Origin of the sequence: Streptomyces sp. NPDC001532 (assembly GCF_040298625.1) — a bacterium.
Taxonomy (GTDB): Bacteria; Actinomycetota; Actinomycetes; order Streptomycetales; family Streptomycetaceae; genus Streptomyces.
Map to the genome: position 1 here is coordinate 14,340 of NZ_JBEPAL010000029.1, position 14,019 is coordinate 28,358.

13 protein-coding genes are annotated in these 14,019 nt (G+C 72.8%); 10 read left to right on the forward strand and 3 right to left on the reverse strand.

Annotated features, from left to right (window positions below; translation table 11 throughout):
• The first annotated feature begins 58 nt into the window (after window positions 1–58).
• The 7 genes from ABT232_RS24765 (at window position 59) to ABT232_RS24795 (ending at window position 7,413) form a co-directional block, all read left to right on the forward strand.
• Complete coding sequence (locus ABT232_RS24765; RefSeq protein ID WP_351843477.1) at window positions 59–1,213, forward strand: aromatic acid exporter family protein; 1,155 nt, start codon at window positions 59–61, stop codon at window positions 1,211–1,213.
• 149 nt (window positions 1,214–1,362) lie between these two features.
• Window positions 1,363–1,590 carry a DUF5133 domain-containing protein gene (locus ABT232_RS24770; RefSeq protein ID WP_351843479.1) on the forward strand — a complete coding sequence of 76 codons (228 nt, stop codon included), beginning with the start codon at window positions 1,363–1,365 and terminating at the stop codon, window positions 1,588–1,590.
• A gap of 220 nt (window positions 1,591–1,810) precedes the next feature.
• Entirely contained in the window at window positions 1,811–2,614 is an 804-nt protein-coding gene (locus tag ABT232_RS24775; RefSeq protein ID WP_351843481.1) for an alpha/beta fold hydrolase, read from the forward strand.
• Window positions 2,614–3,900: a PP2C family protein-serine/threonine phosphatase gene (locus ABT232_RS24780; RefSeq protein WP_351843482.1), complete on the forward strand. Its 1,287-nt coding sequence runs from the start codon at window positions 2,614–2,616 to the stop codon at window positions 3,898–3,900. The genes ABT232_RS24775 and ABT232_RS24780 overlap by 1 nt, the downstream gene beginning before the upstream one ends.
• Window positions 3,897–4,235 carry an STAS domain-containing protein gene (locus ABT232_RS24785; protein ID WP_351843483.1) on the forward strand — a complete coding sequence of 113 codons (339 nt, stop codon included), beginning with the start codon at window positions 3,897–3,899 and terminating at the stop codon, window positions 4,233–4,235. Before ABT232_RS24780 ends, ABT232_RS24785 begins: the two co-directional genes overlap by 4 nt.
• 162 nt (window positions 4,236–4,397) lie before the next feature.
• Entirely contained in the window at window positions 4,398–5,603 is a 1,206-nt protein-coding gene (locus ABT232_RS24790; RefSeq protein ID WP_351843485.1) for an outer membrane protein assembly factor BamB family protein, read from the forward strand.
• Between the two features lie 169 nt (window positions 5,604–5,772).
• A complete protein-coding gene (locus tag ABT232_RS24795) occupies window positions 5,773–7,413 on the forward strand; it encodes a phosphodiester glycosidase family protein (RefSeq protein WP_351843487.1) in 1,641 nt (546 codons plus the stop codon).
• Between the two features lie 15 nt (window positions 7,414–7,428).
• On the opposite strand, the gene ABT232_RS24800 is transcribed toward ABT232_RS24795, so the two are convergent.
• Together ABT232_RS24800 and ABT232_RS24805 are read right to left on the reverse strand one after the other, a co-directional pair.
• Window positions 7,429–8,091, reverse strand: a complete 663-nt coding sequence (locus ABT232_RS24800; protein ID WP_351843489.1) for a TetR/AcrR family transcriptional regulator — start codon at window positions 8,089–8,091, stop codon at window positions 7,429–7,431.
• 72 nt (window positions 8,092–8,163) lie between these two features.
• Window positions 8,164–8,904, reverse strand: a complete 741-nt coding sequence (locus tag ABT232_RS24805; protein WP_351843492.1) for an SDR family oxidoreductase — start codon at window positions 8,902–8,904, stop codon at window positions 8,164–8,166.
• A 188-nt stretch (window positions 8,905–9,092) separates the two neighbouring features.
• Here ABT232_RS24805 and ABT232_RS24810 point away from each other — a divergent pair, with 188 nt between their 5' ends.
• From ABT232_RS24810 to ABT232_RS24820, 3 genes are all read left to right on the forward strand, one after another.
• Window positions 9,093–9,938 (forward strand): RNA polymerase sigma factor SigF, encoded by an 846-nt coding sequence (locus ABT232_RS24810; protein ID WP_351843494.1) that lies wholly within the window; start codon window positions 9,093–9,095, stop codon window positions 9,936–9,938.
• Between the two features lie 120 nt (window positions 9,939–10,058).
• On the forward strand, window positions 10,059–11,915 hold the full coding sequence (locus ABT232_RS24815) for a protein kinase domain-containing protein (RefSeq protein WP_351843496.1): 1,857 nt from the start codon (window positions 10,059–10,061) through the stop codon (window positions 11,913–11,915).
• A 64-nt stretch (window positions 11,916–11,979) separates the two neighbouring features.
• The gene (locus tag ABT232_RS24820) at window positions 11,980–13,170 is read left to right on the forward strand and encodes a DNA topoisomerase subunit B (RefSeq protein ID WP_351843498.1); all 1,191 of its coding nucleotides are present in this window, start codon (window positions 11,980–11,982) and stop codon (window positions 13,168–13,170) included.
• 109 nt (window positions 13,171–13,279) lie between these two features.
• Here ABT232_RS24820 and ABT232_RS24825 read toward each other — a convergent pair whose 3' ends face one another.
• Window positions 13,280–13,969 (reverse strand): esterase/lipase family protein, encoded by a 690-nt coding sequence (locus ABT232_RS24825; protein ID WP_351843500.1) that lies wholly within the window; start codon window positions 13,967–13,969, stop codon window positions 13,280–13,282.
• Between the last annotated feature and the right edge of the window lie 50 nt (window positions 13,970–14,019).

Consider the following 14,019-nt stretch of genomic DNA (forward strand, 5'->3'; position numbering starts at 1 on the left):
GGGATGCAGGGGATGCATGAGATGCATCGGATCTCCGTGACGTGGCACCTGCCGTGTCATGGAGTGGACCAGCAGGACGACAGGAGCGCTGCGACGCCACGGTGGCGCCGCCGTGCGGGCCGTGCGCCGGGCCTGGGCGGGCCCGGGCCGCGAGCGGGACCTGGCCGTGCAGGCCGCGAAGGCGGCGCTGGCGGCCTGGATCGCCTGGGCGGTGGCGGGCTGGTGGCTGGAGGCACCCGCGGCGTTCGTCGCGCCCTGGGTGGCGATCCTGCTGGTGGAGTCGACGGTGTACCGCTCGATCGCACACGGCCTGCAACAGCTGGCGGCGATCGCGGTGGGCACGGCGGTGGCCACCGTCGCGGCCCTGCTTATGCACGGCACCATGATCACCATGCTGCTGGTCCTCCCGGCGGTCCTGCTGCTCGCGCAGTGGCGGCGCCTGGGCAGCCAGGGCGTCTACGCCGCCACCGGGGCGCTGTTCGTCCTCACCGGCCAGCAGGTCACCGTCGCCGCCTCCGGCGCGCGCATCGCGGAGGCCGTCTTCGGCGCGGTGGTCGGCGTCGCCGTCAACGCGCTGATCCGGCCGCCGGTGTACCTGCGCGACACCCGCGCGGCACTGCGGGACGCCGCCTCCGAGGCGCAGGAGATCCTGGACGACGTGGCCGACGGCCTCGCGGACGGCGAGTGGGAGACCCAGGAGGCCGGTGACTGGCACGAGCGCGCACTGCGCCTGGGCCGCCTGGTCGACCAGGCCCGCCACGCGGTCGGCTGGAGCCGGGAGAGCATGCGCGTCAATCCGCGCGGCCGCCGGGGACGCGTCCTCTCCCCGCCCGGCAAGGACTACGACGACGCGCTCGCCGTGCTGGAGTACGTTGCCGTGCACACCACCGGAGTGACCCGCACCGTGCTGGAGACCGCGGACCAGCACGGCGAGCCGACGCGGCCCGGCAAGCGGATCACCGGCCCCTACGCGGACTTCCTGCGGCACACCGCGCGCGCCGTCGGCCTCTACGGCCGCACCAGGTTCGCCGAGAACGCCGGCGACGACTCCGACGGAGAGGTGCTGCGCGAGGCGGTCACGGAGCTGCGCCGCGCCCTCGACGAAGTCCAGCGGCGGCTCCCGGACGCCGTACGGGACGACCCCGGCGCTCTGGCGACGCACGGCACCCTGCTCGCCCAGGCACGCCGCCTCGCCGACCAGCTCGTGCCGTAGCCGGCGGATGGACCGCCGATGACCGGCCGCCGCGACACTGTGGCGAAACCGATCACTTCCCCGGCGATCTCGCGGAATTGCGGCGAAGGATCGGGGCACAAGGGTCGATGTACGACCCACGCGAGTAGCAGACCCAGGGGAGGCTCCCGATGCTGATGGCACACCCGGCCGTGCTGAAGAACCTGATCGAGCAGTACGACACGCTGCGCATCCTGCACGCCGAGAAAGGCAGCGAAGAAGTGCGCCAGCGGATGAACGACGTCGCCTACACGCTGTGCGTGTCGACCGGCACCCGTGATGTCGACGCCGCCCTCATCGCCGCCCGCCACCGGCTGCCCGGAGCCCGCACCGAGGACGACTCCCTCCTCACCACCTGAGCGCGCCTCCCCGCCCGCGACTCGCCGGGCAGGCCTTTCCCGCGACGGACAGGTGGCGGACACCTCCGGGGTGCGGCGGCCGTACGTTCGACCTGATCGCGAACGTACGGCCGCCGCACCGCGCCGTCGGCCGTGTGACGTCTGTGAAGGCCGCGCGCGGAGTGTGCGGTGATCCGGGGCCGTGACCGAGAGGCCGGCGCGCACTGAGAGACTGGCGGGTATGGACATCGCTCGCAGGAACAACGTCACCGTGACCGGTGATCCGCAGGGGCGGCCGGTCGTGCTGGCCCACGGCTTCGGCTGTGATCAGAACATGTGGCGGCTGACGGTGCCTGCGCTGATCGATGACCACCGGGTGGTGCTCTTCGACTACGTGGGTTCGGGCCGCGCGGACCCGGCCGCCTTCTCGGCCGACCGCTACGGCTCCATGGACGGCTACGCCCAGGACGTGGTGGAGGTCTGCGAAGCGCTCGACCTGCGCGACGCGGTGTTCGTGGGCCACTCCGTCAGCGCGATGATCGGAGTGCTGGCCGCCGATCGGGCGCCCGAGCGGATCGGCGCGCTGGTGATGGTCGCTCCCTCTCCGCGCTACATCGACGACGACGGCTACACCGGCGGATTCAGCGCCGCGGACATCGACGAACTCCTGGCGTCCCTGGACTCGAACTACCTCGGCTGGTCGGCGGCGATGGCGCCGCTGATCATGGGCAACGCGGATCGGCCCGAACTCGGTGACGAACTGAGGAACAGCTTCTGCGCCACCGACCCCGACATGGCGCGCGTGTTCGCCCGGACCACGTTCCTGTCGGACACCAGGGACGACCTGAAGCGGGTGAAGGTGCCGACGCTGGTGCTGGAGTGCACCCAGGACGTCATCGCCCCCCGCGAGGTCGGTGCCTTCGTCCACCGGGCGATCCCCGGCTCGACGCTGGTGACGCTCGACGCCACCGGCCACTGCCCGCACCTGTCCGCGCCCGCCGCCACCAACCAGGCGATCCGGAGCTTCCTGGCGGGCTTGCGGTGATGTGCCGCACCGGGCAGCAGCCCGACCCCTACGAGGCCGACGACGAGAAGGTGTCCCAGGCGGCGTTCGCCGCGCTGCTGGAGGACAGCGCCGAGGAGCTGTACGAGAGCGCGCCCTGCGGCTATCTGTCCACGCTGATGGACGGCACCATCGCGAAGATCAACACCACTCTGCTGGGCTGGCTCGGCCTGGAGCGGGAGGCGGCGGTGGGCCGCATGCGGTTCAGTGACCTGCTGACCGTGGGCGGCAAGCTGTACCACGAGACGCACTTCGCGCCGCTGCTGCGGATGCAGGGCGAGATCAGCGGGATCGCCCTGGAGCTCAAGCAGACCGGTGGCGAGCGGATACCCGTACTGGTCTCCTCCGTGGTGAAGTACGGCAGCACCGGTGAGCCGCTGCTGATCCGCACCACCGCCTTCGACGCCCGCGACCGCCGGGCCTACGAGCAGGAACTCCTGCGCCGCCAGAAGGCCGCCGAAGAGGCCCGCGCACAGGCCGAGGCCGACCGCGCCCGGCTCCAGGACGCCCTCGCCGTGCTCCAGCGGTCCCTGCTGCCCGACACCCTGCCGGCGGTCCCCGGCATGGCCACCGCCGCCCACTACCACACCGCCTCTCCCGACCGGCTCGGCGGAGACTTCTACGACGTCTTCCGTATCGACGACAAGCGCTACGGGTTCTTCCTCGGCGACGTCTGCGGCAAGGGTCCCGAGGCCGCCGCCGTCACCTCGCTGACCCGCTACACCCTGCGTGCCGCCGCCCTCCACGACCCCGACCCCGTCTCCGCGCTGGCCACGCTCAACCAGGTGCTCCACGAGCGCTACGCCCTCGGCGGCGACCCGCGCTACTGCACCGTCATATTCGGCGTCGTCGAACCCGATGCCACGACCGGACAGGCCGCCGTCCACCTCGCCTCCGGCGGCCACCCGCCGGTCCTCGTGCTGCGCGCCGACGGCACCGCCGACTTCCTGCCCACCCCCGGTGGTCTCCTCGTCGGCGTGCTGCCCTCCGCGCCCTTCGCCACCGCCACCACCGTCCTCGCCGCCGGCGACACTCTCCTGCTCTACACCGACGGCCTCACCGAGGCCCGCACCGACGACGACCGCGGCAGCCTGTACGGGGACGCGGCCCTGCGCGACTTCGCCGCCCGCCACGCCGGCAAGACCCCGGACGCCGTCATCCAGGCCCTGACCGGGCTGCTGCACGACCTGGGTGACGGCCTCGACGACGACACCGCCCTTCTCGCCCTCGGCGTTCCCGCCCCCGCCCCCCGGACGAACAGACGATGAGCCCGCTGAAGATCACCGCCCGAGACGCCGCCACCGGTCCCGTACTGGAGATAACCGGCGAACTCGACTACGCCAACGCCGCCGAACTGCGTGACCTGCTCCCCACCGTCGCCCCCCGGCCGGGCGGACGCCTCGTGCTGGACCTGGGCGGTATGACGTTCTGCGACTCCAGCGGCATCACCGCCCTGATCGCCGCCCGCAACCACGCCGTGGCCGCCCAGGCGGACTTCGCGCTCGCCGCCGTACCCGACAACACCCTGCGCATCCTGCGCATCGTCGGCCTCGACCAGATCTTCGCCCTCTACCCGGACAGCGACACCGCCACCCGACCGTGAACCATGGCCGCTGAAACTCCCTTCGAGTGAAGGGAGTTGACTCGTGATTCCCGGGTATACGGAGCGGCGGCCGGAACACCGGCCGGCTTCTTCGAGGGGGATTCCATGGGCAGCGGAGCGGGGCGTGTCCGGACCAGATCGGCCTGTGCGACGGCGATGGCGATGACGCTGGCGGTCCTCACCGTCGGTGTCGGTCCGTCGGACGCGGCGCCGTCGGGACCCACGTCGGTGACGGCGGCCACGGAACCGGCGGACGCCACGCTGGGATACCGCGCCAACGCCCGCAACGACAGCTTCGTCACCGGGGCGACGGCGTCCGCGCCGTTCACCAGGCTCTGGTCGATCGACCTCGGCTCGGCGGTCTCCGCGCCGGTGGCGATCGGCGGCAAGGTCTACGTGGTGGTCAACGCGGCCGGCGAGGACGAGTCCGGCGGCCCGCGCATGGAACTCGTCGGCCTGGACGCGGCCACCGGCAAGCGGCTGTGGCCCCAGCGACTGATCACCGACAACGACCCCAAGGCCACCCTGGCCTACGGCGGCGGGCTGCTCTACACCCAGACCGGCCGGGGCGTGGTGACCGCCTGGGACCCCGCGACAGGTGCGCAGCGGTGGTCCCGCAGCCTCGGCTCCGGCTCGTGCGAGTACCCGCCGGCCTGGTACGACGGCGTCCTGTACACCCAGGACGGCCGCGGCACGGCCCTGGCGCTGCGCGCGAGCGACGGAGCCGAACTGTGGCGGGCCCCGCTCGTCGACTGGGGATGGTCGCCGGTGCTCGTCGACGACCTTGGCGTGTGGTTCGGCTTCGACAACGCCTCCTACCAGCTTCTGGACCGGAGCACCGGCCGGGAGCTCCACCGCTACGACGTTCCCGACCTCACCGCGCTCGGCGGCAACCCGATCGCGCGCGGCGCCGGGGCGCTGTGGCTGCGCAGCTCGTCCGCCGACGACGAGCGGACCGTGGCGTACGACGAGAGGACCGGCGCCGCCCTGCGCTCCTTCCCCGCCGACGCGACCCCCGCCTTCGGCCCGGGCCGGGTCTACGTGGCGTACCGGGGCGTCGTGAAGGCGATCAGCACGACGACGTACAAGACGGTCTGGAGCTACCGCAGCCCGCGCCAGGCGGCCACCGTCCGTCTCGTCGCCGGCGGCCAGGTCTACGTCCAGGACGGCAACGGCCGCCTGGTGGTCCTGAACGCGTCCACGGGCGCCGTCATCTGGTCCTACCAGCTGTGGGCCGAGCCGTACCCGATGGAGAACGTGATCGCGGAGGAGGACTGGCGGGGCTGGGTCAGCCCGGGCATCGGAACCGCGAAGGGCCGTGTGTTCGCGCCCGGGCAGAACGGCGTCCTGACCGCGTTCGGGGGCTGACCGGCCCCCGCCACCAGGGAGGTCCCCTCCGCGAGCCGGGGGAGGGGGCCTGTGGAAGGATGACGCCCCGGCCGATCATGACCGAGTCCGAGCGCCTGGAGGACCACCGCGTGCCCGGGACGGGGATCCGCTCACGAAGCCGACTCTCCGTTCCTGAAAGGGCAGGCTGATGAAGACGCGCACGGCGCCCCGCTGGGTGTTCGGCGGGGCGGCGGCCGCCTGCGTGGTCGCCGTCACCGTCGCCGCCACGGCGCAGAGCCGGCCCGCCGAGCCGCGGACCGACGCGGCGGCCGCCAGGGAACTGCCGCTCGGCCCCGCCACGCTGGAGGAGCACCGCACCTCCCGTCGGATCGCGCCCGGCGTGACCCACATCGCGATCGAGCGCGGCACGGAGTCGGCGGACGACTTCTGGACCGTCACGATCGGCGTCGCCACGAACGAGTCGGAGGCCGCCGAGCTGGAGGGCGACATCCGTGCCGCCGGCTACGAACCCCGGCGCGACCGCACCGCCGGACCGGATCCCCGCAGACCGGGCGACCGGCCGCTCGGCTGGATGGTGCGGATCGGCCGGTACGCCGACCAGGCCGCCGCGGACCGGGCCAGGACCGAGATCGCGGCTCGCGGGCTGTCCGGGACCGTCCAGCACACCGGTGAGGACGGGCACGCGACGACCGGCCCCTGGTCGCTGGACGTGCTCGTCGTCGACCCCGCGCGATTCCACGGCAGCGTCCGGTCCGAACTGGCGACCGGCATCGTGCCGGGCCGCGAGACCACCAGCTCGGTGGCACACCGCACCGGCGCTCTCGCGGCCGTCAACGGCGGCTACTTCGTCATCGGCGGCGCCACCACCACTCCCGGCGACCGGGTCGCGGGCACCGACGGCGACCTCGGCGGCATCTCGGTCGTCGGCGGAGGCCTCGTCTCGGAGGCCGTGAACGGTCGGCCCGCCCTGGTCGTGCCGACCGACTCCGGCCGCGGCACCTCCGTACGCCGCCTCAGGACGAGCATCACGGTCCGCACGGCCGACGGCGCCTCCCGCGAGGTGACCGGCCTCAACCGGCAGTCCGGCCTGATCGTGAACTGCGGCGGCGTCGGCAACGCCACCCCCTTCGCGCATCCGGCGCACGACTACACCTGCGGCAACGCCGACGAACTCGTCGCCGTCACCCCGGCATTCGGCGCCACCGCCCCGCAGGGCGCCGGATACCAGGCCACCCTCGACGCCGACGGCCGGGTGACCGCGCTCCGGGACAGCCGAGGCGGTTCCGTCCCGGTGGACGGCACCGTGCTGCAAGGCACCGGCACGGGAGCCGACTGGTTGCGCGCCCACGCCGGGACCGGCGCCCGGCTGACGGTGCGCGGCACGGTGCGGGACGCCGAGAAGGACGTCGAACTGCCGCTCACCGCGAAGACCTCCGTCGTCAACGGAGGCCCGCTGCTGCTCCGCGACGGCCAGGTGGTCCTCGACCCGGTACGGGACGGATGGAGCCCCGAGGACATCGGGGGCGCCGATCGCGCCGCCGTCCACAACGGCTGGTATCTGCGCCGCAATCCGCGCACCGCGGCCGGTGTCACCCGGGACGGGCGCATCGTGCTGCTCACCGTCGACGGCCGCCGGCCCGGTCACAGCGTCGGCCTGTCGATCACCGAGACCGCCGCGGTGATGCGCGGCCTCGGCGCGGTGGACGCCCTCGGCCTGGACGGCGGCGGTTCCACCGCGATGGTCGTCCAGGACGAGCTCCAGGGCCGGCCGAGCGACCGCACGGGCGAACGCGCCGCGGGTGATGTGCTCGTCGTGCTGCCCGAGTGACTGCCCGCTGTCGGCTCAGGACGCGGTGCCGGCGTCCTCGCCCGCCGGCCGCCCGCGCCCCGTAGCACCGACTCCGTCCATCAGGTTGTTCACGAGTGCGACGAGGAAGTCGTCGGTGATGGGCTCGTCCGGGATGAGCAGCCGGTGGTAGACGGCGCCCCAGAGCTGGTCGACGAGGACCTGGACGTCGACGCCGGTACGGATCTGGCCGACGGCCTGAGCCCGCCGGAGCCGGTCGCCCGCCAGCCGGCGGCGCTGCGACGAGTACAGCTTCCGGTAGGCGGCGGCCAGGTCCTGGTCCGTCTGTGACGCGCCGATCAGCTCGGCCAGGACTCGTCCGCCCGGAGTCCGGGTCATCACGTGCGCGAAGGCGCGAAGCTGAGCGAGCAGGTCGGCGCGGATGTCCCCGGTGTCGGGGAAGGCCAGCGTGCTCTCGACGGCGTGGAAGTGGCCGTCCAGGGCGAGCGCTCCTCGGGAGGGCCACCACTTGTAGAGGGTGGTCTTGCTGACGCCCGACTCCTTGGCGACGCGTTCGAAGCCGACGCCGGCGACGCCTTCGGTGAGCAGCAGTTCCCCGACGGTGCGCAGGACGTCGGCGCGGACCTCGTCCGCCGGCCTGCGCCCTCGTCCGCGCCCGCCGCCGTCCTTGGCCGCGGTGCCGTCCGCTCTGTTCGCCACGTGTGCTCCTGCTGGGTCTCGCGGTTCCAGGGGGTTTTTCGGGTTTCGGTCGTACGAGGGGACCGGCCGGTGTCAGGCCAGGCCGCCGTTGGCGTACAGGATCTGCCCGTTGACCCAGCGTCCGGGACCGGCGAGGAAGGAGACGACCTCGGCGATGTCCTCGGGGCGGCCGAGCCGTTCGAGCGGGGTGGCCTTGGCGAAGTTCGCCACGGTGGCGTCGTCCTTGCCGTCCAGGAAGAGAGGAGTGGCGGTGGGGCCGGGCGCGACGGCGTTGACCGTGATGTCCCGGCCGCGCAGTTCGCGGGCCAGGGTGAGGGTCAGGCCCTCGACCGCGGCCTTGCTGGCGACGTAGGCGCCGTAGCCCGGCAGCTGGGTGCGGACCACGGAGGTGGAGAAGTTGACGATCGCGCCACCCGGACGGACACGCCGCGCCGCCTGCTGGGAGACCACGAAGGTGCCGCGGATGTTCGTGCGGTGCATCCGGTCGAGATCGGCGAGGTCGAAGGTCGCGACCGGCGCCAGGATCATGATTCCGGCTGTGTTCACGACCACGTCGACACCGCCGAAGGCCGCCTCGGCCGCGTCGAACGCCGCGCTCGTCGCGTTCTCGTCCGCGACGTCGCCGCCCACGGCGAGGGCCCTGCCGCCCGCCGCGGTGACGGCGGCCACGGTCTCCTCGGCCCGCTCCTTGTTGCCCGCGTACTGCACGGCGACCGCGAGCCCGTCCGTGGCGAGCCGCTCGGCCACGACACGGCCGATGCCGCCCGAGCCGCCGGTGACGAGTGCCACGCGGGCGGTGGTGGAGGTGCTCATGGGACGCTCCCTTCGACGCTTATATGAACGCTGAGTTCATATAAGCGTGAAATGAACGCGCCGTCCATAAAATTGCGGCGGATTCGTGAAACCGGCGGGCATGGGTGCAGGATGACCGGGTACGTGCTGCCTCGTCGGCCGGTGAAGGCGGACGTTGGCGGTTGGCTCGACTTCGGGAGGGGAACAGCATGGCACTCACGCACACGGTGGCAGCGGACACGCAGACGGCCGAACTGCCGGAGGTGGCCGATCCCTCTCGGGTGGCGCCGAAGGACGCCCGGGAGCTGTCCCGGGTGTTCTTCGATCAGCTGGCGGTGCTGGAGGAGGGCACGCCGGAGTACCAGTACGCCCGCAACACGCTGATCGAGATGAACATGTCCCTGGTCCGCTTCGCGGCCGGCCGGTTCCGCAGCCGCGGGCCGGAGGAGATGGAGGACATCGTCCAGGTCGGCATGATCGGCCTGATCAAGGCGATCGACCGGTTCGACCTCTCCCGGGAGGCGGAGTTCACCTCCTTCGCCATCCCCTACATCGTCGGTGAGATCAAGCGGTTCTTCCGCGACACCACCTGGGCCGTGCACGTGCCGCGCCGGCTCCAGGAGGCCCGCGTCCAGTTGGCGCGTGCCACCGAGGAACTCAGCAGCCGCCTGGGCCGTACCCCCACGGTCAAGGAACTCTCGGAACTGATGAGCCTGCCCGAGGACGAGGTGCGCGAGGCCCGCCTGGCCGCCAACGGCTACAACTCCTCCTCCCTGGACGCGGCGATCAGCACCAGCGAGGACGGCGAGACCGCGCTCCAGGACTTCATCGGCACCGAGGACCAGGCGCTGGAGCTGGTGGAGGACTTCCACGCCCTGGCGCCCCTGATCGCCGAACTCGGCGAGCGCGACCGCCAGATCATCCACATGCGCTTCGTCGAGGAGCTCACCCAGGCCCAGATCGGCGAACGCCTGGGCGTCTCCCAGATGCACGTCTCGCGGCTCCTGTCCCGCACCCTCGCCCGGCTGCGCGCGGGCATGCTCACGAACCTCTGACGAGAGTCCGCCCTCCCGTCCCTCCAGCCCTCCCGGTCACGGCCCGCCGCGCGCACGCGGCGGGCCGTACCGCCAGGGCCGGGAAGCCCGGTGTCACCGCGTTCTCGTATGCTCCGGGCCATGAACGAGGGGGAACCCGGCAGACGGGTGATCGACGGCCGTTTCGAGCTGGAGGCACGGCTCGGCGGTGGCGGCATGGGCACGGTGTGGCGGGCGCGCGACGTCGTGCTGGACCGCGCCGTCGCGCTGAAGGAGGTGCGCCCGCCGGACCCGGGGCTCGCCGAGTACGACCCGGAGGCCGCGGCGCTGCTGCGCGCCCGGGTGCTGCGCGAGGCCCGGGCACTGGCCCGCGTCGAGCACCCGAACGTCGTCACGATCCACCATGTGGTGGACGGCGCCGAGCACCCCTACCCGTGGCTCGTGATGGAGCTGGTCACCGGAGGTTCGCTCGCCGACCGCCTCGCCCGCGGTCCGATGGAGCCGCGCGAGGCCGCCCGGATGGGCCGTGGGGTGCTCGGCGCGCTGCGCGCGGCGCACGCGGCCGGAATCCAGCACCGGGACGTCAAGCCCGCGAACGTGCTGCTGCGCACCGACGGGCGCCCGGTGCTCACCGACTTCGGCATCGCCGCGATCCGCGAGTCGACCGCGCTGACGGCCACCGGCTCCATCATCGGCACCCCCGACTACATGGCCCCCGAACGCATCTCCGGCGGCGACGGCGGTCCGGAATCCGACCTCTGGTCGCTCGCGATGATGCTGTACGTGGCCGTCGAAGGTCACCATCCGCTGCGCAAGGGGAGCACGCTGGCCACACTGGCGGCCGTCCTGAACGAGGAGCTGCCGCCGCCCCGGCGGGCGGGTGTGCTCGGGCCCCTGCTCGACGCGGCGTTGACGAAGGACCCGGCCCGGCGACCGGACGCGGCCGCCGTCGACGCGATGCTCGCGGCGGCGGAGGAGGCGCCGGTGCCGGGTCCGGCGGCCGGCCACACCGGCACGACCTCGTTCCACCTGGCGCCGCCGGCGTCCTCGACACCGCGTCCCGCGGGGCCCGTTCCGCCCGGCACCGCGCCGCCCGCCGGTTCCTTCGGACACACCGCCCCGCCCCCGCCTGCCGCACAGTCCTCTCCCTACGCGCCGCACACGCCGTACCCGCCCTTCTCGAACGCGCGTTCCGTGCACGCCACCTCGCCGGTCGGGCAGCCGCCCGGCCACGCCCTGCCCGGTGCGGTCACGGTGGCCGGGCGCGGCGACCACGAAGCGCGGACACGGCGGCGGATCCGCCGGGTGGCCGTCGGTTCCTCGGTCGCCTCCACGGTGCTCGTCGGAGTGCTGGTGTGGACTCTCCTGCCCGACGGCGGCGACGACAGCTCGAAGGGTGGAGGCGCGACGTCGCCGGGCCCGGTCGCCGGTGGCTCCCGTACCCCCGCTCCGACGAACGCCGCCGATCTCCCCGCGGGCGGCGACGACTCCGACGGCACGGCCGGCTCCGGTGACGACGCGGGGGACGCGACGCGGGTCGACCTGCTGACCCCGGACGGCATCCGCACCGCCGTGGCGGCGCTCGAGGCCGAGACGGGCACGGACCGGATGTGCGGCCTCACCGTCTATCCGGAGTACGTCTCGGCCGAGGTCATGGTCGACGGCAGCAAGACCCGCTACGACTCGTGGACCTACCGGCCGGGTCAGGGCGCGCAGAAGGGCATCATCAGTGGTTCGGTGAGCGCTGTGGAGAGCCCGTTCAGCGCGGGCGACTTCGACTGGGACGCCGTCCCCGCCCTGTTCGAGCGGGCCGAGAAGGAACTGAACGTGAAGGACGCCACCCTCCGGTACCTGTTGGTGGAGGGCGCCGACCCGACCTTCGGCGACCCGATGAGCATGTCGGCCTATCTGTCCAACAAGTACTCCCAGTCCGGCCATCTGACGGCGGACCACACGGGCAAGGTGACCGCGGTGGTACCCAACGAGCAGGAGGACTGACACCGCCGGGGCCCGGCCGGCCTGGGCCCCACCGGATCCTGCCGGACACCATCGAGGAGGCCTTGTGAGCGAGGAAGCCGACGGGTACGACACCACGCGCATTCACGTGCTGGAGGGGTGTGAGGCCTTCCGGAAGCGGCCCGGGATGTACGTCGGGTCGATCGGTGAACGCGGCCTGCACCAGCTTGTGTTCGAGGTCGCCGACCGCCCCGTGAACGAGGTCCTGGCCCGGCGTGCCGGCCGCGTGGCCGTCACCTTGACCGCTGACGGCCGGGTCCGTGTCTCCGACGACGGACCGGGCGTCCCCGTCGAGGCCGCCGGACACGCCGGCGACGACGGCCCCGGTCTCGAATCCCTGCTGACCCGCCCGCACAGCGGGCCGGGGCCCAGGGGCTGCCGTGTCGCACCCCTGGGCCTCTTCGGCATCGGTCCGTGCGTGACCAACGCCTTGTCGAGCCGTCTGACGGCCGAGGTCCGGCGCGACGGAGTGCACTGGGTCCAGGAGTACGCATGCGGCGTTCCGATCACCCCGCCCACCGCCGTGGGGCCGGCGACCGGGAGCGGGACCACCCTCACCTTCCGGCCCGACGCCGACATCTTCGAGACCACCGAGTTCTCGTACACCGCACTGGCGGAGCGCTTCAGGGAACTGGCCTTCCTGAACCGGGCCCTGGACCTCACACTGACCGACGAGCGGGCCCCGGGCGGGCGCGCACCAGCGGGACCGCGGTCGGAACGCTTCCACTTCCCGGGCGGCGCTCGGGATTTCGTCGCCTTCCTCGACGCGGCGTCCGGGACGCCTCTGCACCGTGATGTCATCGGCTTCGAGCGGACGGCCCCTCGGATCGGGGGGACGGCGGAAGTGGCCCTGCGGTGGTGCGCCTCCCGCGCGGAACAGGTCCGGACCTTCGTCAACAGCCTGGCCACCGACGGCGGGGGCACTCACCTGGCGGGCTTCCGTGACGGGCTCGCGGCCACGGTCGACGCGTACGCGCGAAGGCGAGGGCTGTTGTCTCCGGCGGAGCCCGGCCTCGGCGCCGAGCGGATGAGCGAGGGCCTGACGGCGGTGGTCTCGGTGAAGATGGACCGTCCCGAGTTCGAAGGTGCCACGCGCGCCACTCTGAGCAGCGCCGCCGCGGGCGTCTGCGTCGGCGAGGCCGTCCGCGAAGGCCTGGGCCGGTGGCTGGAAGAGCACCCGGAGCAGGCTGTAGCCGTCATCGGCCGGTTCCTCGGCCGGCCGCCCTCCGTCGTGTGAAGGGTCGCCTGGAGAATCACCGACGGGGCGGTGCGGCCGTGGTGCCGGCAGAGGGCCGCGGTGAGCGGCCCTTGACGGCCGCGGCCCCTGCCGGCCGGCGGGGGAGTGATCAGAGGTTGATCATGTCCCGGGTCTGGGCGTAGACCGTCGCGTCGGACAGCAGCCCCATGTGGCCGAGGCAGGCGGTCCGGGTGTTGGCGGCCCCGGACAGCGGCACGGAGCTGTCGGGGTTGATCACCGTGTCGCAGGGCGACCACCAGGTCGCGTAACGGGGCGAGCCGGGTGTCTCGTCGCCGGAGTTGAGGGCGGTGAGGAAGGCGGAGCCGATGCGCATCTCGCCGCAGGACGTGTCGAAGCAGCTGTTGGCGGTGTCCGTTCCGTGGTTCGGGCCGCCCAGAGACACCCAGGCGTCGACCTTGGAGCCGCCGCCGAGGTTCTTGAGGTAATAGCGCGAGGAGAGGCCTCCCATGGAGTGGCTGACGATGTCGACCTCGGAGGCGCCGGTGGCGGCGAGGAGACGGTCGACCTCGGCGGCGAGCTGCTGGGCGGTCGTGGTGTTCGACTGGCGCGAGTCGTAGGACCACTGCCGCAAGCGGGAGGAGGGCCAGCCGTCCGCGGCGAAGCGGTTGGCCATGGTGTTCCAGTTGGTGGCGTCACCGCTGTAGCCGTGCACGAAGAGGATGGGATGGCTGGCGGAGGTGAAAGCGGAGCTGCTCGACGCCTGGGCGGGACCCGACGCCTGCACGGCGAGCAGGACACCGGCGGCGGCGACGGCCGCGGCGGGGAGGGGGCTCTTCACGAGGGTGGCCTCACAGAGTGCGGTGAGCGATCGCGCCCGACGGCGCGTTC

What these genes read in the sequence shown, in the direction of transcription:
- ABT232_RS24765 (WP_351843477.1), top strand. Translation starts at nt 59, where the DNA reads ATGGAGTGGACCAGCAGGACGACAGGAGCGCTGCGACGCCACGGTGGC.
- ABT232_RS24770 (WP_351843479.1), top strand. Translation starts at nt 1,363, where the DNA reads ATGCTGATGGCACACCCGGCCGTGCTGAAGAACCTGATCGAGCAGTAC.
- ABT232_RS24775 (WP_351843481.1), top strand. Translation starts at nt 1,811, where the DNA reads ATGGACATCGCTCGCAGGAACAACGTCACCGTGACCGGTGATCCGCAG.
- ABT232_RS24780 (WP_351843482.1), top strand. Translation starts at nt 2,614, where the DNA reads ATGTGCCGCACCGGGCAGCAGCCCGACCCCTACGAGGCCGACGACGAG.
- ABT232_RS24785 (WP_351843483.1), top strand. Translation starts at nt 3,897, where the DNA reads ATGAGCCCGCTGAAGATCACCGCCCGAGACGCCGCCACCGGTCCCGTA.
- ABT232_RS24790 (WP_351843485.1), top strand. Translation starts at nt 4,398, where the DNA reads ATGACGCTGGCGGTCCTCACCGTCGGTGTCGGTCCGTCGGACGCGGCG.
- ABT232_RS24795 (WP_351843487.1), top strand. Translation starts at nt 5,773, where the DNA reads ATGAAGACGCGCACGGCGCCCCGCTGGGTGTTCGGCGGGGCGGCGGCC.
- ABT232_RS24805 (WP_351843492.1), bottom strand. Translation starts at nt 8,904, where the DNA reads ATGAGCACCTCCACCACCGCCCGCGTGGCACTCGTCACCGGCGGCTCG.
- ABT232_RS24810 (WP_351843494.1), top strand. Translation starts at nt 9,093, where the DNA reads ATGGCACTCACGCACACGGTGGCAGCGGACACGCAGACGGCCGAACTG.
- ABT232_RS24815 (WP_351843496.1), top strand. Translation starts at nt 10,059, where the DNA reads ATGAACGAGGGGGAACCCGGCAGACGGGTGATCGACGGCCGTTTCGAG.